The organism is Bradyrhizobium sp. USDA 4541, from assembly GCF_024171085.1.
Taxonomy (GTDB): Bacteria; Pseudomonadota; Alphaproteobacteria; order Rhizobiales; family Xanthobacteraceae; genus Bradyrhizobium; species Bradyrhizobium australafricanum.
This window is the reverse complement of the sequence record NZ_JALJZF010000001.1, coordinates 8,076,771-8,094,359: the sequence shown is the minus strand read 5'-3', so window position 1 is coordinate 8,094,359 and position 17,589 is coordinate 8,076,771. Positions and strand designations below refer to the sequence as shown.

22 protein-coding genes are annotated in these 17,589 nt (G+C 64.1%); 13 read left to right on the top strand and 9 right to left on the bottom strand.

Annotated elements, in window-relative coordinates; all coding sequences use genetic code 11:
- Positions 1 to 98: 98 nt before the first annotated feature.
- The 4 genes from J2R80_RS38775 to J2R80_RS38760 all read right to left on the bottom strand — a co-directional run bounded on the left by J2R80_RS38775 (position 99) and on the right by J2R80_RS38760 (position 4,186).
- Positions 99 to 350 (bottom strand): exodeoxyribonuclease VII small subunit, encoded by a 252-nt coding sequence (locus J2R80_RS38775; RefSeq protein ID WP_028334494.1) that lies wholly within the window; start codon positions 348 to 350, stop codon positions 99 to 101.
- 127 nt (positions 351 to 477) lie between these two features.
- On the bottom strand, positions 478 to 1,404 hold the full coding sequence (locus J2R80_RS38770; RefSeq protein ID WP_057015218.1) for a histone deacetylase family protein: 927 nt from the start codon (positions 1,402 to 1,404) through the stop codon (positions 478 to 480).
- Positions 1,405 to 1,692: 288 nt separating this feature from the next.
- Entirely contained in the window at positions 1,693 to 3,363 is a 1,671-nt protein-coding gene (locus J2R80_RS38765) for a bifunctional UDP-sugar hydrolase/5'-nucleotidase (protein ID WP_253640448.1), read from the bottom strand.
- A 61-nt stretch (positions 3,364 to 3,424) separates the two neighbouring features.
- Complete coding sequence (locus J2R80_RS38760; RefSeq protein WP_050387826.1) at positions 3,425 to 4,186, bottom strand: crotonase/enoyl-CoA hydratase family protein; 762 nt, start codon at positions 4,184 to 4,186, stop codon at positions 3,425 to 3,427.
- A 199-nt stretch (positions 4,187 to 4,385) separates the two neighbouring features.
- Between J2R80_RS38760 and J2R80_RS38755 the strand changes: the two genes are divergently transcribed.
- The 4 genes from J2R80_RS38755 to paoC are packed head-to-tail and all read left to right on the top strand — an operon-like array spanning position 4,386 to position 8,406.
- A complete protein-coding gene (locus J2R80_RS38755) occupies positions 4,386 to 4,568 on the top strand; it encodes a hypothetical protein (protein ID WP_253640447.1) in 183 nt (60 codons plus the stop codon).
- Between the two features lie 13 nt (positions 4,569 to 4,581).
- A complete protein-coding gene (paoA, locus tag J2R80_RS38750) occupies positions 4,582 to 5,220 on the top strand; it encodes an aldehyde dehydrogenase iron-sulfur subunit PaoA (RefSeq protein ID WP_229191168.1) in 639 nt (212 codons plus the stop codon).
- The gene (locus J2R80_RS38745; protein WP_253640446.1) at positions 5,217 to 6,167 is read left to right on the top strand and encodes a xanthine dehydrogenase family protein subunit M; all 951 of its coding nucleotides are present in this window, start codon (positions 5,217 to 5,219) and stop codon (positions 6,165 to 6,167) included. Before paoA ends, J2R80_RS38745 begins: the two co-directional genes overlap by 4 nt.
- A 31-nt stretch (positions 6,168 to 6,198) precedes the next feature.
- A complete protein-coding gene (gene paoC / locus J2R80_RS38740) occupies positions 6,199 to 8,406 on the top strand; it encodes an aldehyde oxidoreductase molybdenum-binding subunit PaoC (protein WP_253640445.1) in 2,208 nt (735 codons plus the stop codon).
- Positions 8,407 to 8,495: 89 nt separating this feature from the next.
- Here the strand turns inward: paoC and J2R80_RS38735 are convergent, their stop codons facing one another.
- Positions 8,496 to 9,224 carry an alpha/beta fold hydrolase gene (locus J2R80_RS38735; RefSeq protein WP_028334486.1) on the bottom strand — a complete coding sequence of 243 codons (729 nt, stop codon included), beginning with the start codon at positions 9,222 to 9,224 and terminating at the stop codon, positions 8,496 to 8,498.
- 103 nt (positions 9,225 to 9,327) lie between these two features.
- A complete protein-coding gene (locus tag J2R80_RS38730) occupies positions 9,328 to 9,891 on the bottom strand; it encodes a DinB family protein (RefSeq protein ID WP_057015223.1) in 564 nt (187 codons plus the stop codon).
- A 136-nt stretch (positions 9,892 to 10,027) separates the two neighbouring features.
- On the opposite strand from J2R80_RS38730, the gene J2R80_RS38725 reads away from it, so the two are divergent.
- Positions 10,028 to 10,720: a VOC family protein gene (locus J2R80_RS38725; RefSeq protein ID WP_253640444.1), complete on the top strand. Its 693-nt coding sequence runs from the start codon at positions 10,028 to 10,030 to the stop codon at positions 10,718 to 10,720.
- A gap of 75 nt (positions 10,721 to 10,795) precedes the next feature.
- The gene (locus J2R80_RS38720; protein WP_253640443.1) at positions 10,796 to 11,866 is read left to right on the top strand and encodes a lytic transglycosylase domain-containing protein; all 1,071 of its coding nucleotides are present in this window, start codon (positions 10,796 to 10,798) and stop codon (positions 11,864 to 11,866) included.
- A gap of 44 nt (positions 11,867 to 11,910) precedes the next feature.
- On the opposite strand, the gene J2R80_RS38715 is transcribed toward J2R80_RS38720, so the two are convergent.
- Positions 11,911 to 12,315 (bottom strand): DUF1330 domain-containing protein, encoded by a 405-nt coding sequence (locus J2R80_RS38715; RefSeq protein ID WP_229191173.1) that lies wholly within the window; start codon positions 12,313 to 12,315, stop codon positions 11,911 to 11,913.
- A gap of 125 nt (positions 12,316 to 12,440) precedes the next feature.
- Between J2R80_RS38715 and J2R80_RS38710 the strand changes: the two genes are divergently transcribed.
- The 3 genes from J2R80_RS38710 (at position 12,441) to J2R80_RS38700 (ending at position 14,299) form a co-directional block, all read left to right on the top strand.
- Positions 12,441 to 13,433, top strand: a complete 993-nt coding sequence (locus tag J2R80_RS38710; RefSeq protein ID WP_057015227.1) for a LysR family transcriptional regulator — start codon at positions 12,441 to 12,443, stop codon at positions 13,431 to 13,433.
- 291 nt (positions 13,434 to 13,724) lie between these two features.
- On the top strand, positions 13,725 to 13,934 hold the full coding sequence (locus tag J2R80_RS38705) for a cold-shock protein (protein ID WP_028339489.1): 210 nt from the start codon (positions 13,725 to 13,727) through the stop codon (positions 13,932 to 13,934).
- A 104-nt stretch (positions 13,935 to 14,038) separates the two neighbouring features.
- Positions 14,039 to 14,299 carry a hypothetical protein gene (locus tag J2R80_RS38700; protein WP_253640442.1) on the top strand — a complete coding sequence of 87 codons (261 nt, stop codon included), beginning with the start codon at positions 14,039 to 14,041 and terminating at the stop codon, positions 14,297 to 14,299.
- A gap of 110 nt (positions 14,300 to 14,409) precedes the next feature.
- Here J2R80_RS38700 and J2R80_RS38695 read toward each other — a convergent pair whose 3' ends face one another.
- Positions 14,410 to 14,652, bottom strand: coding sequence for a hypothetical protein (locus J2R80_RS38695; protein WP_057015229.1), 243 nt, complete (start codon positions 14,650 to 14,652; stop codon positions 14,410 to 14,412).
- Positions 14,653 to 14,741: 89 nt separating this feature from the next.
- Here J2R80_RS38695 and J2R80_RS38690 point away from each other — a divergent pair, with 89 nt between their 5' ends.
- Positions 14,742 to 14,984 carry a DUF6894 family protein gene (locus tag J2R80_RS38690; protein ID WP_082653668.1) on the top strand — a complete coding sequence of 81 codons (243 nt, stop codon included), beginning with the start codon at positions 14,742 to 14,744 and terminating at the stop codon, positions 14,982 to 14,984.
- A gap of 22 nt (positions 14,985 to 15,006) precedes the next feature.
- Here J2R80_RS38690 and J2R80_RS38685 read toward each other — a convergent pair whose 3' ends face one another.
- Positions 15,007 to 15,240 (bottom strand): DUF6894 family protein, encoded by a 234-nt coding sequence (locus J2R80_RS38685; RefSeq protein WP_057015230.1) that lies wholly within the window; start codon positions 15,238 to 15,240, stop codon positions 15,007 to 15,009.
- A 501-nt stretch (positions 15,241 to 15,741) separates the two neighbouring features.
- On the opposite strand from J2R80_RS38685, the gene rpsU reads away from it, so the two are divergent.
- The 3 genes from rpsU (at position 15,742) to J2R80_RS38675 (ending at position 17,576) form a co-directional block, all read left to right on the top strand.
- A complete protein-coding gene (gene rpsU / locus J2R80_RS38680; RefSeq protein ID WP_075968627.1) occupies positions 15,742 to 16,047 on the top strand; it encodes a 30S ribosomal protein S21 in 306 nt (101 codons plus the stop codon).
- 162 nt (positions 16,048 to 16,209) lie between these two features.
- Positions 16,210 to 16,332: a hypothetical protein gene (locus J2R80_RS43355; RefSeq protein WP_256520744.1), complete on the top strand. Its 123-nt coding sequence runs from the start codon at positions 16,210 to 16,212 to the stop codon at positions 16,330 to 16,332.
- A gap of 236 nt (positions 16,333 to 16,568) precedes the next feature.
- On the top strand, positions 16,569 to 17,576 hold the full coding sequence (locus J2R80_RS38675; protein WP_253640441.1) for an IS481 family transposase: 1,008 nt from the start codon (positions 16,569 to 16,571) through the stop codon (positions 17,574 to 17,576).
- The last annotated feature ends 13 nt before the right edge of the window (positions 17,577 to 17,589 follow it).

The following is a 17,589-nucleotide window of genomic DNA, read 5'->3' as shown; positions in this document are numbered from 1 at the left end:
GCGGGTAGCCCCGGAGGTTTGCGGGTGGCTGGAAATGCACAGCAACAATTGCCCGCCGTGGCGGACATCGCGCCGCACGATCGACGTGGTCGGTAGCGCTACTGCACGTCGAGCGGCTCGGTGCCGGTCGGCTGGCCCGAGGCGTCGGTGGTGATCTTGTCGACGCGGGCTTCGGCCTGACGCAGCAATTCCTCGCAGCGCCGCTTCAGCGCCTCGCCGCGCTCGTAGATCGCGACCGATTCCTCAAGCGGGACCTTGCCGTCCTCGAGCCGCTTGACGATCGATTCGAGTTCCTCGATCGCGCGTTCAAAGGAGAGCTTCTTCACGTCGGCTTGGGTATTCTCGGCCATTCTTGCGTTCCCGATTGCGTGGATCAGATCGCAACCTGATCTTGTCGTCCAAACATGACCTGTCGCAGGCCATGCTCGCCCCGGCGCAGAATCAATCGAATTTTTGCGGGCGTATTGTGGCGGGGATTTACCCGTCCATCAATGCGGTGACGTGAGATGCCACCGACTCTTTCAGGCCCTGCAGGTCGTAGCCGCCTTCCAGGACGGAGACGACGCGGCCGCCGGCGCTTTTGTCGGCGAGATCCATCAGCTTGCGCGTGACCCAGCCGAAATCCTCGCCCGTCAGGTTGATCGAGGCCAAGGGATCGCGGTGATGCGCGTCGAAGCCCGCCGAAATGACGATAAGTTCGGGGGAGAACTTCTCCAGCTGCGGCAGGATCAGGTTCTCGAAAGCGGAGCGGAACTTGGCGCCGCCGTCGCCGGGCGCCAGCGGCGCGTTGACGACAGTGTCGTGCTCGCCACGCTCGCCGGCGGCCCCAGTGCCGGGGAACAGCGGCATCTGGTGCGTCGAGCAATACATCACGGTCGGGTCGGCCCAGAAGATATCCTGCGTGCCGTTGCCGTGATGGACGTCGAAATCGATGATTGCGGCGCGCTTGATGCCGTATTTGCGCTGCGCGTGGCGGGCAGCGATCGCGGCATTGTCGAAGAAGCAGAAGCCCATCGGCGTCGATTTCTCGGCGTGGTGCCCGGGCGGGCGCACCGCGACGAACGCGTTTTGATGCTTGCCCTCCATCACCGCATCGGCGGCGGCCACCGCGCCGCCGACGCCGCGCATCACCGCTTCCCAGGTGCCCGGCGACATCGAGGTGTCGCCGTCGATATAGATCATGCCGGAGGTCGGCGCGATGTGGCGGAGTTCGCCGACATAGTGCTCACCGTGACAGAGCAGCACGGTGTCGAGGTCGCCTTCCGGCGCGGAATCGCGCACCAGCGCCTTGAAGCGATCCTCGCCGAGCACCTCGGCGACCGCCCGCAGCCGGTCGGGGCGTTCGGGATGTCCGGGAGGGGTCAGGTGGTCGAGACAGGCGGAATGCGTCAGAAGCAGTGTCATGCAGATTCCCGGCGCAATCGATGCGCGTGCGAGGACGCATGATCCGGAAAAGTGCGCAGCGGTTTTCCGACCAAGATCATGCAAGAGCAGGCCCTAATCTAGGCCGTTAGCGGCGTTCCGGAAAGGGCCGACATCATCCCTGTTCCCGTCCTTCCAAAGCCGGGGTGTTTTCCGCGTCATTGCCAGCGGAGCGAAGCAATCCATGCCGCCGCATGCTCGGAGACAATGGATTGGTTCGCTCCGTTCGTAATGACGTGAGGAGCTGCGTACGCCACCCCTAGACCTCGCTCAATTGATCCGCTCGATCCGCTTGTCTGCCGTCGGGCCCACCGGGCTGTTGGCCTTGAAGTAGGCATAGAGCGCATCGACGTCGTAGATGCCGAACTGCTGCGCGGTTCCTTGCTTGAACACCGTGAAGCCGTCGCCGCCCTCGGCGAGATAATTGTTCACGGTGACGCGGTAGCTCGCGGCCGGGTCGATCGGCTTGCCGTCCAGCGACATCCGTGCGGCAATGATGCGCGCGCCATCGGGCTTGCTCGCATCCCACGCATAGGAGAACCCCTTCGAGACCTGGAGGGCGCGCGGCCGCTTCGGATCGGCCCATTGCTGCTCCAGCGCGTCCTTGAGCTGCTTGCCGGTCAGCGTCATCGTCACCAGCTGGTTGCGGAACGGCTGGCTTGCAAAGATATCGGCATAGGTCACCGCGCCGTCCTCGCGCTTGACGATGTCGGTGCGCACGCCGCCGGGATTGGTGAAGGCGATTACCGCGCCGCCATTCGGCTCGGCGCTGGTTGCAAGCAGCTGTGCATCGGCGACGATGTCGCCGAGCGGGCTCTCGCCAGTTTCGGCAGGTGTACGCGACAGCGTTTCGGTGACCGAGCCTGCCGCGCGGCTCGCGATCGGCGCGGCCAGCCGGTCGTAGGATTCCAGCAGCGCGCTCTGCTCGGGATCCTTGGCCGTGCCGGCGATCCGCACGATGGTGTTGGCGGCCCTGGCGCTGATCACGTCATGGCTGTTCGGATCAAGCTGAAGGTCGATCGCGGTGACCAGGGTGCCGTATTTGTCGCCGGAGGTGACGAGCCGTCCGTCGATCTCGCAGACATAGGCCTGGTGGGTGTGGCCGGAGACCACGACGTCGACCGCGCGATCGAACTTCTTGACGATGTCGACGATCGGCCCGGAGATCCCTGGACATTCATTATAGTCGCCGGTCGGAAAGCCGCCTTCGTGGATCAGCACCACGATCGCCTCGACGCCCTTTGCCTTCAGCTCGGGGACCAGCGCATTGACGGTCTCGGCCTCGTCGCGAAAGTCGAGGCTCGCGACGCCGGCCGGCGACACCAGGTTCGGGGTGTTCTTCAGCGTCAGCCCGATGAAGGCCACTGCAATGCCGTCGAATTGCTTGATCTCGTAGGGCGGAAACACCGGCTTGCCGGTCGCCTTCTCGATCGTAGAGGCGGCGAGATAGCGGAATTTGGCTCCTGTGAACGGGTGCGGCCCCTGGCATTTGTCGATCGGATGGCAACCGCCATTCTGCATCCGCAGCAGCTCGTCCTTGCCCTCGTCGAATTCGTGATTGCCGACCGAGGAGATCGCAAGCCCCATCAGCGAGAGCGACTCGATGGTCGGCTCGTCATGAAACATCGCCGACAGGAACGGGCTCGCGCCGATCAGGTCGCCGGCCGCGACGAAGATGTTGTTCTTGTGGCCCTCGCGCAGCTGCTTGACGACGGTGGCCATCCGCTCGGCGCCGCCGGCGGGCTCCATGATCTTTTTGGTCGCGTCAGCGGCGTCGGTGATGCGGATGCCGCCCGGCGGCGGCCGCAGATAGCCGTGGAAATCGTTGATCGCGAGAATGCGCAGGCCCACCGGCTCCGCGGCCTGCGCCGGACAGGGGCTTGCTGCGGCCAGTCCGAACGCGCAAAGCGCGGCGAGAGGGGAAAGGCGGGACTGTCTCATGACCTGTCCATGGAGCACGGGATCATGGCGCCGCGCCACTACAATTTTGCGACGCTTCGTTTCAATCCTTCGGGCGAGCCATGAATGCCTTGAACGCCTCGACTGCTTCCTCGGAGCGCATCCGTTCGCTGAACAGATGGTTCTCCTGCTCGATGCGGCGGGTGACGTCCTCCGGCGGCAGCCGGATCAGGCGCCGCGAGATCGCCACCGCCTCGGCCGGCAGCGCGCAGATCTCGCGCGCCACCTTGTGCGCCTCCACCTCGGCATGTCCCGGCGCCACCACGGTATTGACGAAGCCGGCGACGCGGGCGTCGTCGGCCGACATGGTGCGGCCCATCACCAGCATCGCGAAGGCACGCTGGTGGCCCATCATGCGCGGCATCAACAGGCTCGAGGCGCCTTCCGGCACCAGGCCGAAATTCGAGAACGGCGTCGAGAACAGCGCGGTCTTGCTGGCGAGCACATAGTCGCAGTGAAACAGCATGGTGGTGCCGATGCCCATCGCGACGCCGTCGACGGCGGCGATGATCGGCTTCACATTGTGGGCCAGCGAATACAGGAATTTGACGAGGTCAGAGGCCGGCGGCGTCTCACCGGTCGAGGTGCCCTGCGCGAGCAGGTCCTCGATGTCGTTGCCCGCGGTGAACACGCCGGAGCCGCCGGTGATGATCAGGCAGCGGATCTTCGGATTGTTCTGCGCCTTGTCGATCGCGTCGCTGATCGCGCGAAACATCTCCTGGGTGATCGCGTTCTTCTTCTCGGGCCTGCGCAGCCGGATCACGCGCGTGGCGGCTTCGTCGGTCACTATGACATGCGCGGTCATCGAGCGGTCCCAGGGTCGGCCGGCATCGTCGCCGGTGGAGGTCGTACCCGCTATCCTACATGATCCGGTGCAAGCCCCAAGAGCTCCAGCGTGTTCCGGGCCGCTTTTCCCTGTGGGCGAGCATGAGAACGGCGCAATGCAGATAAATCTTGCGATTGCGGGCAGGGGACGTTGGTCGTAGGCGCGGAGGCGCACGGCGATGCTGCCTTCCGCCCGCGCCACGATGGCGCCGATGCTGCCCGCCCGCCGCGCCCGTGGCGCTCGCGACGAGTTTAACTTCCCCGCGAGAAACATTCCGCTGTTCGCGGCATTCCCCCCTTTACTGACAGGCCGAACAGACCTCGACACGTCGTTGTCGTGGTTCCGCGTGCGGCTGACTTGAGGAGAGCGGCGGCATGCAGATCTCCGGACGTTTGGAACTATCGCGGCGCCATCTGTTGATTGTTGGGGCCGCCTCGCTTGCGGCGTCGTCGATCGCGCCGCCGCCTGCGGCCGCCCAATCTGCCCCGACCGGAGCGCCCGTGATGACGAGAGTATCCTTTGACGTGAACGGCGAAACCCACCAGCTCGAGCTCGACACCAGGACCACGCTGCTCGATGCCCTGCGCGAGCACCTGCATCTGACCGGCACCAAGAAGGGCTGCGACCACGGCCAATGCGGCGCCTGCACGGTGATCGTCGACGGCCGGCGGATCAATTCCTGCCTGACGCTCGCCGTGATGCATCAGGGCGACGAGATCACGACGATCGAGGGGCTCGGCACGCCGGACGGGCTGCATCCGCTGCAGGCGGCATTCGTCGAGCATGATGGCTATCAATGCGGCTATTGCACGCCGGGCCAGATCTGCTCGGCGGTCGCAGTGCTTGCCGAGGTCAAGGCCGGCATCCCTAGCCATGTAACGGCGGATCTGAATGCGCCGCTGCGACTGACCAATGCCGAGCTCCGCGAGCGCATGAGCGGCAATATCTGCCGCTGCGGCGCCTATTCCAACATCGCCGAGGCGATCAGCGAGGTCGCCGGGAGGAGCGCATGAGATCATTCAGCTATGAGCGCGCCGCCTCGCCGGGCGCGGCGGCCGCAGCCGCCGCCGGCACCGCGAACGCCAAGTTCATCGCCGGCGGCACCAATCTGCTCGACCTGATGAAGCTCGAGATCGAGACGCCGGCGCATCTGATCGACGTCAACGACCTGGCGCTCGACCGCATCGAGGAGACCGCGGACGGCGGCTTGCGGATCGGCGCGCTGGTGCGCAACACCGATCTCGCCGCCGATATGCGCGTGCGGCGCGACTACGGCGTGCTGTCGCGCGCGCTACTCGCCGGTGCCTCCGGCCAATTACGCAACAAGGCGACGACCGCGGGCAATCTGCTGCAGCGGACGCGCTGTCCTTATTTCTACGATACCAATCTGCCCTGCAACAAGCGCAAGCCCGGCAGCGGCTGCGCCGCGATCGGCGGCTTCAGCCGCCAGCATGCGGTGGTCGGTGTGAGCGACGCCTGCATCGCGACCCATCCGAGCGACATGGCGGTGGCGATGCGCGCGCTCGACGCCGTCGTCGAGACGGTGCGGCCCGACGGCACCACGCGCAGCATCCCGATCGCCGAGCTGCATCGTCTGCCCGGCGACAGCCCCGAGATCGAAACCAGCCTGGTGTCGGGCGAGCTGATCACCGCGGTGGTGCTGCCGAAACCGGTCGGCGGCGCGCAGGCCTATCGCAAGGTGCGCGACCGCGCCTCTTATGCCTTTGCGCTGGTCTCGGTTGCCGCGATCGTGCAGCGCGACGGCACCGGCCGCGTCGCGCTCGGCGGCGTGGCGCACAAGCCGTGGCGCGTCGAGGCGGCGGAGGCGGAATTGCCTGCTGGCGCCAAGGCCGTCACCGCGCGCCTGTTCGCCGATGCGAAGCCGACCAAGGACAATGCGTACAAGCTGTCGCTCGCCGAGCGAACGCTGGCGGCGGTGCTGCGCGAGGCCAGGGCTTGAGATCCAGGGCTTAAGAAGAGGGCCTGACATCATGCGATTTGAACATCCTGCCACCTTCAATCCGATCGACCAGCTCAAGGTGATTGGCCACCCGACCAGCCGGATCGACGGGCCGCTGAAGACCACCGGCACCGCGCCTTACGCCTATGAGCGGCACGACGTCGCGGCCAACCAGGCCTATGGCTACGTGGTCGGTTCGGCGATCGGCAAGGGGCGGATCGGTTCGATCGATCTCGAGGCGGCCAAGGCTGCGCCGGGCGTGCTCGCCATCGTCACAGCGGACAATGCCGGCAAGCTTGGCAAAGGAGAGCGCAATGCGGCGCCGCTGCTCGGCGGGCCGGAGATCGCGCATTATCACCAGGCCGTCGCCGTCGTCGTCGCCGGGACCTTCGAGCAGGCGCGGGCCGCGGCGCAACTGGTCCGGATCGACTACGTCAAGGGCGACGGCAAGTTCGATCTCGCCGCGGAGCGGGACAAGGGCGTCACGCCGCACCCATCATTCGGCGGCCCGGCCGATAGCGCCGTCGGCGATTTCGCCGCCGCCTTCGCTGGTGCGCCCGTGCAGCTCGATGCCACCTACACCACGCCCGATCAGGGCCACGCGATGATGGAGCCGCATGCTTCGATCGCGGCCTGGGACGGCGACAAGCTCACGGTTTGGACTTCCAACCAGATGATCGCCTGGGGCGCTGAGGATATGGCGAAGACGCTTGGCATCGCCAAGGAGAATGTCCGTCTGGTGTCGCCCTATATCGGCGGCGGCTTTGGCGGCAAGCTGTTCCTGCGCGCCGAGGTATTGCTCGCCGCGCTCGGCGCCCGCGCGGCCGGCCGGCCGGTCAAGGTCGCGCTGCAACGTCCGCTGATGTTCAACAACACGACGCACCGTCCGGCGACGATCCAGCGCATCCGCATCGGCGCCGAGCGTGACGGCAAGATCACGGCGATCGGCCACGAAAGCTGGTCTGGCAACGTCAAGGACGGCGAGCCCGAGATGGCGGTGAGCCAGACGCGGCTGCTTTATGCCGGCGCCAGCCGGATGACGGCGACGCGGCTTGCGGCGCTCGATCTGCCGGAGGGCAATGCGATGCGCGCGCCCGGAGAAGCCTCCGGCATGATGGCGCTCGAGATCGCGATCGACGAACTCGCCGAGAAGCTCGGCATCGACCCGGTCGTGCTGCGCATCAGCAACGACACCCAGGTCGACCCCGAGCATCCGGAGCGGCACTTCTCGCAGCGGCAACTGGTGCAGTGCCTGAGCGATGGCGCGGCGCGGTTCGGCTGGGACAAGCGCAATCCGAAACCCGGCGCCGTCCGTGACGGGCGCTGGCTGGTGGGAATGGGCGTCGCCGCGGCGTTCCGCAACAATCTCGTGACCAAGTCGGCGGCACGCGTTCGTCTCGACCAGAACGGCATCGTGACCGTCGAGACCGACATGACCGACATCGGCACCGGCTCCTACACCATCATCGCGCAGACCGCGGCCGAGATGATGGGCGTGCCGCTCGAGAAGGTCGCGGTGCGGCTCGGCGATTCCGACTTCCCGGTGTCCTGCGGCTCGGGCGGGCAGTGGGGCGGCAACAATTCCACCGCCGGCGTCTATGCCGCCTGCACCAAGCTGCGCGAGGCCATTACGCAGAAGCTCGGCTTCAATTCCGAGGAGGCGGTGTTTGCCGACGGCGTGGTCCGCTCCGGCAATCGCAGCGTGCCGCTGGCGCAGGCCGCCGGCGGCGGCGACCTCGTGGCGGAGGATGCCATCGAATACGGCGATCTCGCGAAAACCTACCAGCAGTCGACCTTCGGCGCGCATTTCGTCGAGGTCGGCGTCGACGCCGACACGGCTGAAATCCGGGTGCGGCGGATGCTTGCGGTCTGCGCGGCGGGCCGCATCCTCAATCCGAAGGCGGCGCGCAGCCAAGTGATTGGCGCGATGACCATGGGTGTCGGCGCGGCGCTGATGGAAGATCTCGTCGTCGACAGGCGTCATGGCCTGTTCATCAATCACGACCTTGCTGCCTATGAGGTGCCGGTCCATGCCGACATCCCGCATCAGGAGATGATCTTCCTCGACGAGATCGATCCGATCTCATCGCCGATGAAGGCCAAGGGCGTCGCCGAACTCGGCATCTGCGGCGTCGCCGCCGCGGTCGCCAATGCGGTCCACAATGCGACCGGCGTGCGGGTGCGCGACTATCCGATCACGCTCGACAAGTTGCTGGCAGGGATGCCGGAGCCGGCGTAGCGCGGGACGCTTCACCTCGCCCCGCAAGCGGGTGAAGAACGGGGAGAGGGAGCACAGCGGAGTCGGGGGCGCTGTTCTACCTAAACGCTCTAACCGCGACCGACGAACGAGCCGATGCCCCGGCCGATCGCGGCGCCGTGCTGAAACAGCGCGCCGAGGTGATCGCCGGGCACCGACATCGCATCGAGGCCGTTCTCCGCGGCGAAGCGCTGCATCGGCGCATGCGGCCCGTCGTCCTGTCCGTTCCAAAGCAGCACCGGCACGCGCGAGGACAGCACCGCGTCCTTGGCGCCATCGACCTGTCCGAGCGCATTGAAGCAGGCGCGCACGCCGCCTTCGAGATCCGGCGTCACCCATTCGGCGAGCTCCGGCACCGTGCGGCGGGCAAAGGTGATGAAGGCACCATAGGTCAGCGGGCCGGCGTTGCCGCGCGGCAGTCCGGTGAGAAAGTCCCAGCCGCCGATCGCCAGCGACGCCAGCCGTGCCGGGAAAAACCGGGCGACACCGACCGCGACCCAGCCGCCCATCGAATGTCCCACCACGTGGGCGCGCTCGTCGCCGAGATCGTCGATCACGGCGACGATGTCGCCGGCACGCTGCGCCTGATTATAGAGCGCCGGATCGGCGGGCTTGTCGCTCAGGCCATGTCCGAGCGAATCGACGCAGACGACGCGAAAGCGATCGGCAAGCGCGTCGACCACGCCGCATTGTTTCCAGCTCGCGGCGTCGAGCAAGAGACCGTGCTGCAGCACGATCAGCGGCCCGGATCCCTCGACAGTGTAATGGATACGCTGGCCCCGGTGATTGGCGAATGGCATCGGATAGAGTTCCCCACGTTTTACCAGAGGTGAGCGTGGAGGCGCCGGGTTTCAAGACCTCGTTCCGGATCAGGAACCGCATCGCCGATGGCGGGCGGAACCATCAGCCGCCCCACACGGTGGCTTCGCTCCAGCCGAGATCCCTGAACTCGGCTGCCCGGAGCGGGGCTTCGCCGGCGGCGAAGAATTCGTCGAGCTGCGGCGGCTTCACCGTGGTCTCCGAGAGCATCGCATGGGCCTGGCCGCGATGATGAATCTGGTGCTGAAACAGATGCATCAAGAGGCGGTCGCGCCGCTCGGTCTGCACGCTCGTGTCGCGATTGATCTTCACCACATCATCGAGCCGCTCAGCCGTCAGCGCATCGCAGTGCACGATCAACCGCTGATCGATCGCGCGCTGGGCGTCTTTCAGCGCGGCGACTGACGGGTAGGGCACCTCGTTGGCCCACGCCTTCGGCCCGAGCCAGCCGCCCTCGAGCGCATCAATGTAGAAGAGATCGATGACATGAATGTGGTTGAGCGTCGCCTGCAGGCTCGGGAAGAACCCGGTCCGCGCGGCGGCGAACTCCGCCTGGCTGAGACCGGCGCAGGCCGTGAGCAGGCGGTGATTGGCCCAGGCATTATTGTACGCAAAAGCGCGAAAGGTCTGAACGAGGCCTGCTTGCATATCGGTCCTCACTGGATTGACTGTTTCAGGCAGGTGCACCGGCCGACCTGCGACAGTGATCGTGGTGCTTGCGTTGGTGACTTGATCCTCGCATAGCTAATCCATCGTGGTGCACTTCATCCGAAGGCGGGAGCAGATGCAACTGGCAAAGAACGTGATCGACGTCGGCCTTTCCTTCAACGATCTCGAACCGATGCTGCGGTTCTGGCAGCAGGAGGCCGGACTTCGCTTCGATCATGTGCAGCCGATCCGCCGCGGGCAGAAGCAGTACCGGCACGACGCGCAAGGTTCGGTCATCAAGCTCAACCATCATGTCGAGCCGCTGCCGGATGTGGCGCCGAGCGGCTATCGCGAACTGATCATTGCGCGCGCGGGCGTCGACGCACCGCAACGCATGGCCGACCCCGACGGCAACAGCGTTTGCCTGGTTGCGCCCGGACATGACGGCATCACCCAGATCGCCGTCACGATGGCGGTGCGCGACCTTGCCGCGCATCGCAGGTTCTACGGCGACATCCTCGGCTTCACCGAGCAGTCATGGTCTGATGGTCCGGCGTTTCGCCTCGGCGACAGTCTGATCCTGCTCAGGGAAGATCGCGCCGCAACCATCGATCCGGTTCGGGGTGCGCGCGGCTGGCGCTACATCACGCTGCAGGTCGCCGACATCGACGCCGTGCATGACGAGTTGCGCGCCAAGGGCGTGCGGGAAGGCCTTGCGCCGGTGACGCTCGGCGAGCTCGCGCGGATTTCCATGATCCTCGATCCCGATGGCAACTGGATCGAACTGTCCCGCCGCGCATCGATCGTTGGAAGCCTGTCCAACCGCTAGGCAGCAAATTTTCTGGCCGCCCGGTCGGCACCGATGATATGATTCTGCGAATGCATCCAATTTGATGATCGCTTTATGCAGTCGATTTTCGGGCCGCGGCGGGTTCATCGATCGATTTTGCCAGCGGCTATCGGCTCGGCTTGCCTGCTGCTGTTCGTCCCCGTCGCAAACGCCCAACCTCCCGGCAATCCAGCGGTAACGCCCTCCGCGCAGCGCGCAGAGCTGGCGCAGGCACAAACATCGCAAACGGAAACGTCTCGTCCGGATACCAACGCCGCAGTGCGCAACGCTGAGGCCGATCGGTTGGCGTCCGATCAGCAATCGTCATCCGTTCCGTCGCCGGCGCCGACACCTTTGCGTCCAAAGCTCGATGGGCCGCAGCAGTACTGCAAGGCGTTGGAGGAGGCTGCTTTAGAGAACGACTTGCCGCCGGATTTCTTCGTCCGGCTGATCTGGCAGGAAAGCAATTTCGATCCCAACTCGGTCAGTTCGGCCGGTGCCCAGGGGATCGCCCAGTTCATGCCCGGTACTGCGCGGTGGCGCGGTCTGGCCGACCCGTTCGAGCCATTGCCTGCCTTGCAGGAATCCGCGCGCTGGCTCCGCGAGCTGCGCGCGCAGTTCGGCAATCTCGGCCTTGCGGCGGCCGCCTATAATGGTGGTCCACGGCGGGTTCAGGATTGGTTGGCGGGACGTGGAAGCCTGCCAGGCGAAACGCGCGCTTATGTCAGGATCATCACCGGCAGGTCCGCCGAGGAATGGGCGCAGGGTTCGCTTGAGGATCGGGTCCACACCGACGCGGCCATGGCCTGCGGTGACATCGTGCGCGGCATGCTCGTTCGGGCGCTTCCCGCGGGCCCAAGAGAGTCCGTGACAATCGCGCAGCAAGCTGCGTGGGGGCCCTGGGGACTTCAATTGGCCGGCGGCCCGTCGCAATCGCGCGTACTCGCCGACTACCAGCAACTTCAGAAACGATTTGCATCCGTGCTCGGCGATCGCGCACCGCTCGTTCTGAGATCGCGCATGGCCGGGCCAGGCTCGGCCACCTGGTATCTGCTCCGGGTCGCCGAGACGACCCGTGAGCGAGCTAACCAGCTGTGCGCCCGGTTGGAGGCAGTCGGCGGTCGGTGCCTGGTGTTTCGCAACTAGGTGGCACACGTTGCAGGTCGCAGCGATCGACGGCGTGGTCAGCGCTAATTGGCGACAGAGCCCTCAACTGCAAATGTGTGGTACCTCGCGTATTTCTCGCCGACGGCCCGAACCTGCACGTAGGCCGGATCGTGTCGCCAGGCCCAAAGCGCCTCCATGCTCGGATACATGTAGACGACGACGCGCTTGGGTGGATCTCCATCGACGGCAACGACCTGCGACCCGGTTGCCGCCGCGCCGGCAGCCGCAATCAACTTGCCGCCATGTGCCCTGATGATCTCCTTCGCCTTCGGGAGATATTCCCTGGCATAGCCATCGGGATCGGTGACCTCGATTTGGCCGATCAAATAGGCGGGCGGCCTGGCTTCGCCATGCAGCGCTTCGCTGCCAAGAGCGCCGATAGCGGTACAACTCAACATGACCAGAGCCATCTTGCCTCCAGAATTCATGGGAGCCTCCTCCGGTGCCGTGCCTGTGCGGCAAGCCGCAGCCTGACAGGACTCTTCACGAGGCTTCGAAATACGTCCAATACATATATTTTCACGAACCTTATGCTCGAATGGTATAAGCGGGCATGAACCTTCAACAGGCCCTCACGTTCTTGACGGTGGCCGAGCTCGGCACCGTCTCAAAGGCCGCATTGCGGTTGCGTGTCGCGCAACCCGCCCTGTCCAGGCAAATCATCGGTCTCGAACGGGAGCTCGGCTTGCAGCTCTTCGACCGCGTCGGGCGCCGGCTTCTATTGACTGGCGAAGGCGAGCAGTTGATTGCGGGCTGCCGTCTGCTGCTCAACAGCGTCAATTCGCTGAAAGAGCAGGCTCAGCTGCTTCGCCAAGGAGATACCGGGGTCTTGAGGATCGCCGGCTCGCCGCAACACATCGAGAGCGTGCTGTCAGATTTTCTCCACCGGTACGCGGAGCGATATCCCAGGGTCGAGATCAGGATCAGGGAGGGGACGGGCAGCGAGATATTGGCGATGCTGGAACGCGGGGAAGTTCACCTCGGCCAAAATTTGCTGCACGCCGTCAGACTGAACGAGCAGCACTTCGGCAGCCTTCCGCTTGGCTCCGTACAGTTACTGGCTGCTTGTCATCCGTCGATGCCGCTTGGTCCCCGTTGCACAATCGAGATCGCTGACCTCGCCGAACTTCCGTTGCTGCTGCTGGACAGCGGGTTCGGATTTCGGCGTGCTTTCGATGCGGCAAGCCGTATGGCGGGGCTGAAACCGAAGATCACGTTCGAGAGTCGCAGTCCGCACACCTTGCTGGCACTGGCCGAGGCGGGGCACGGCGTCGCGATCGTTCCCTCCCAGCTTCAGTGCTGGCGCTACGAATTAAGGATTGTTGGTCTCACGCACAGGCGCCGCGTGTTGCAGGAGCCTCTGACCATCTCATGGGACAAGCGGCGTCCGTTGCCTCGTTTCGCGACCGATTACTGTGCAATGCTGGCAGCGCATATGCGGGAGACGTTTCCGATCACGCGCCCGACGGAACCGGCAGCGGCAAAAGCAAGTGTTCAGACGCGCGCCAAGCGAGTTCCACGCAAGGCGAAAAGTTCGGGCGGTTGAATATCGCGATTTGCGTCCGCGTCACCGATCACCGAGTTGCGCGGCGGCGCAAGCCCTTACGTGAAACATGGTTCGGTTTATCGGAACGGCAGCTCGGTGAAGCTCCGCTCGCCCCGATCGACGGCGCTTCCGAGCTTGCCCTAGCGGATTAAGTGTGTATGCTTGCAGCGTTCGATTTGCCGTTGTGCCTTGTTGAATGGTCAAAGCGGCCCTTTTCCAAAGAACATCGTCGGTTGAAGGATGATGCGGAACCAAGCGCGAATTCACGTGCGTCCGCTTTGGAGAAGACAAATGCCTACAGGTACTGTGAAGTGGTTCAACGGCCAGAAGGGCTTCGGTTTCATTCAGCCCGATGATGGCACGAATGACGTGTTCGTTCACATCAGCGCTGTCGAGCGGGCCGGACTTGGCGGTCTCGCCGAGGGCCAGAAGCTGTCGTTCGAACTCAAGGTCGACAAGATGCGTGGCAAGACCAGCGCCGAAGATCTTCGGCTGGCTTGAATCGATCTGTCATTCCACGGATGTACTGGGATGACAGCCGCGGCCCGCTCGATCCTCTGATGGGTTGAGCGGGTCTCGCTGCTTTTCAAAGGGCTCATTCGCTCATGGCCAAGAAGCCGGAAGAACTCTCTGCCGAGCGCCTGGCCAAGGCCCAACGCCACCGGCTTGCCGCCGAGGCCGGTGCGCAGGCAATCGCTGAAGTCGAGCGCGATGCGATCGCCGTGCGCAAGAACATGGTGCGTCTGCGGGCTCTCCGTGAAGCGCGTGACGCCGAGGCGGCCGCCGCGCAGGCTGGCTCTGCACCCGCTGGCACGGCATCTGTGGCTGCCAAGAGAACCAAACGGGTCAAGCGCATCGTGCGTTAAGCCGCGCAATCACGCACGTCGAGTCCGTCGCTGATACGTTGCTGAAGCGGACCTGTTGTTTCGCGGCCTCGGCCGCCAGTTCAGGCCGCGAAGCCAGGCCGTGGCCCGAACTATTTGGGACGATCGGCTTCCTTCCTGTTCGCCGCCTTCAGTCTGATCCTGATGTAGTCAGTGATATCGCCGGCCGCATCACGCAGATCCTGTTCCGTCAGGCCTTGCTGTCCCGCCATCTCGATGCACCGGCGCGCCAACTCGGCAACGTCCTGCGAGGCACCCGGCGTTCCATATTGCTCGGCAGCGTGGACGCTGTTTTCAATCCAGAAATCAAGGAACTCTCTCGCTTTTGCGGTCATGACTCACCCGGACGGCTCGCGCGCCACTGTCCTCACCGGCCACATTCCCCGGTCTTCGCAGGAACAATCGAGAGCCGGGGTAAATTACCATGCCGATGACGCGCTATTATTTCGATCTTCGTGACGGCGGCGGCCTGGCGATCGACGAAGAGGGCATGGAGATGTCCAACTTCGGTGCGGTTCAGGAGGAGGCTGCGCGCGCCTTGGCCGACGTCATTCGGGATTCCTTTCGCGGTCACAATTTCCATCAGATTGCCATCGAGGTCCGGGACGGCGACGGGCCCGTGCTTGAGGTGGCTATCGCTTGGCGCAGTTGCCGGCTGGATTCTTGAGTTTGGCTGCGCAGCGCGGCAGTTAGCACCTTGTGATACCCAGACTGAGACTGACCTGAAACAGCGGCCCTTCGTCCGTCCGGACCTCAAACGCCAGCAGCCTGTGTTTATCCAAAGGCAGGTTCTCCTTGGCTATGCTGAGCAATGACTGCATCGCTTCGTGCGCGGCAGTTTCCTCGTCGCGTAGCTCGATGCCCTGTTTGTCGGCATAGAGTTGCTCGCCGTTGCGGATATCGAAATAGAAGCGGGTTGCCATCTTCGGCTCCCTTTGGTGGCGGGAGCTGCCCAGGCTCTCAGGTGCCGGCGCTCAACAGTCGTCCGGCAGCGCCGTACTCTGCGCCTGTTGGAGCGAATTTGCTACTCGGCAACGATGGAGATTTTTGGGGAACCACTTTTCGCGTTCGCGGTCAAGCCGCCATCGCCGTTCAGCCACGATCTCGCCGTGGCTGAACCGTCGGATATGATTCTCACGATCTGCGGTTGGTGCCTTGCATAGCCGAGATAAGTGCATAGCTGTGGTGGATCGACTGGCCTTGAGCCTTGTAGATCGGTCCCGCAGGACCTTTTTCCAAAGACATCGTCGGATGAAAGCGAGGACGCGTGCTTGTAGCACCGCGGCTGAAGCTTCCGCGACGTTGTCGGTCGGCTGCCGTTCCACGGATGTACTGGAATGGCAGTGCGGCCCGCTCTGTCATTGATAGAGCGGGCTCTGGTCTTGTTCATTCAAAGTGCGTTGTACCGCGAGAGAGGTGATCCGTTGCAAGTTCTTGTCAGGGACAACAACATCGACCAGGCGCTTCGAGTTCTAAAGAAGAGGTTGCAGCGCGAGGGCGTCTTTAGAGAGATGAAGCGCCGCAGATCGTTCGAAAAGCCATCGGAAAAAAGGGCTCGAGAGAAATCCGAGGCCGTGCGGCGAGCCCGCAAGCTTGCCCGCAAGCAAGCGATACGGGATGGATTGATCGCGGCGCCTCCGCGGAAACCCAAATTCCCGGCGTCCAAACCTTCGGCGCCAAGGCAATCACCACAATCTCCACAGCAAGCAGGCGGCACACGGGAGACCTAGCCCGTACCGATCCTGCTGGAAGGATCGTGCAAGATGACGCAGCGATCTTATCGAGGCAACGGATGCCTCCAGGAACGTCTCTCCGATGAGGTCTGTCGTCGGCGAGCCGTGGATCGGGATATTCGGTCGAGGCACGACGATCAACGGCGACGTGCGCAGAACTTGGCCGGCACGGCCATCAACGCAATGGCAGATCATTCCGCCAGCCAGTTCGATCAGGCCGCGCGCAAGCGTGACTTGCTCGACGGCCCGGAGGAATTTCGCGCGTTTCGCGCGGATCGCTGACGAAACGTATGATTCGGCGGTCGGCGCAAAACTCGATGCCGTCCCGGGCAAGCGAAGCGCGACCCGGGACCCATAACCACAAGTGCCGGTTGGTTTGCAACGCTGGAGCGGCAGCTCGTTTCAACAACGGAAGGCTGTGGTTATGGGTCCCTGCTTTCGTGTTTGGTCCCTGCAGATTGGTTGGATGGAATCGGTGTAGAACGAGGCGTGGCCTTTGTTAGGGAGCGCCTCGTGTCATGGAACTGAGCTTGCACGCGAACGCCACGACGACGCCGAAGACACGTGCCTACATCCAGCGCAGCCGGAAGTCGGTCGCCCAATTGGCGGCCGAACTGGGGGTCAGCGAGACCACGATTTATCGCTGGCGCAGCCGCACGACGGTCGAAGACCGCTCGCACCGGCCGAAGAACCTCACGACCAGCCTCTCCGCGGTTGAAGAAAGGGCCGTTTGTGAACTACGGACATCGCTCCAATTGCCGCTGGACGACATCGTTGAGGTGATGCGGCGATGCATCAACGCCAAGCTGTCCCGTAGTGCTATTCACCGCTGCCTGCAGCGCAACGGCATCAGCCGGCTTGCCAAGCCTGACAAGCCCAAAGCCGGCGTCTTCGAGAATGCCAGTATCGGCTTCATCCATATCGACGTGAAGTATCTGCCGGCACTGCAGCGCCGCACCAGCTATGCCTTTGTCGCCATCGACCGAGCCACCCGCTACGTCTTTGTCGAGGTCCATTCCAAGCGGGACGGAGCGACCGCGACCGGTTTCCTTAAGCGCTTCCTGGCTGATTTTCCGCACCAGGTTCACACTATCCTCACCGACAACGGAGCCGAGTTCACCGACCGCTTCGCCGTCGACAAGAAGAACAAACCGGTCGGGAAGCCTTCCGGTGACCACCCCTTTGATCGGCTCTGCAAGCAGCGCGCAATCGAGCATCGCCTGACCAAGCCCTACCATCCGCAGACCAACGGCCTCGTCGAACGCTTCAACCGGCGCATCGCCGAAGCCATTGGCCGCGAACACAAACGGGGCAGCGCCCGCCGTACCTTTGTCAACCACGCCGACCGCGACACCTTCATCGCCAAGTTCGTCCACGACTACAATCGGACCCGCCTCAAATGCCTCGGCTACCTGGCGCCAATCCAGGCCCTCGCCAATCACACGGGACCGAACACTTTCGCAGGGACGACGGCGAGTGAGGCGCAACTTGTGCGTCAAACCGGCATGCCACGAACATTGCAATGACGGCCGAGATAGC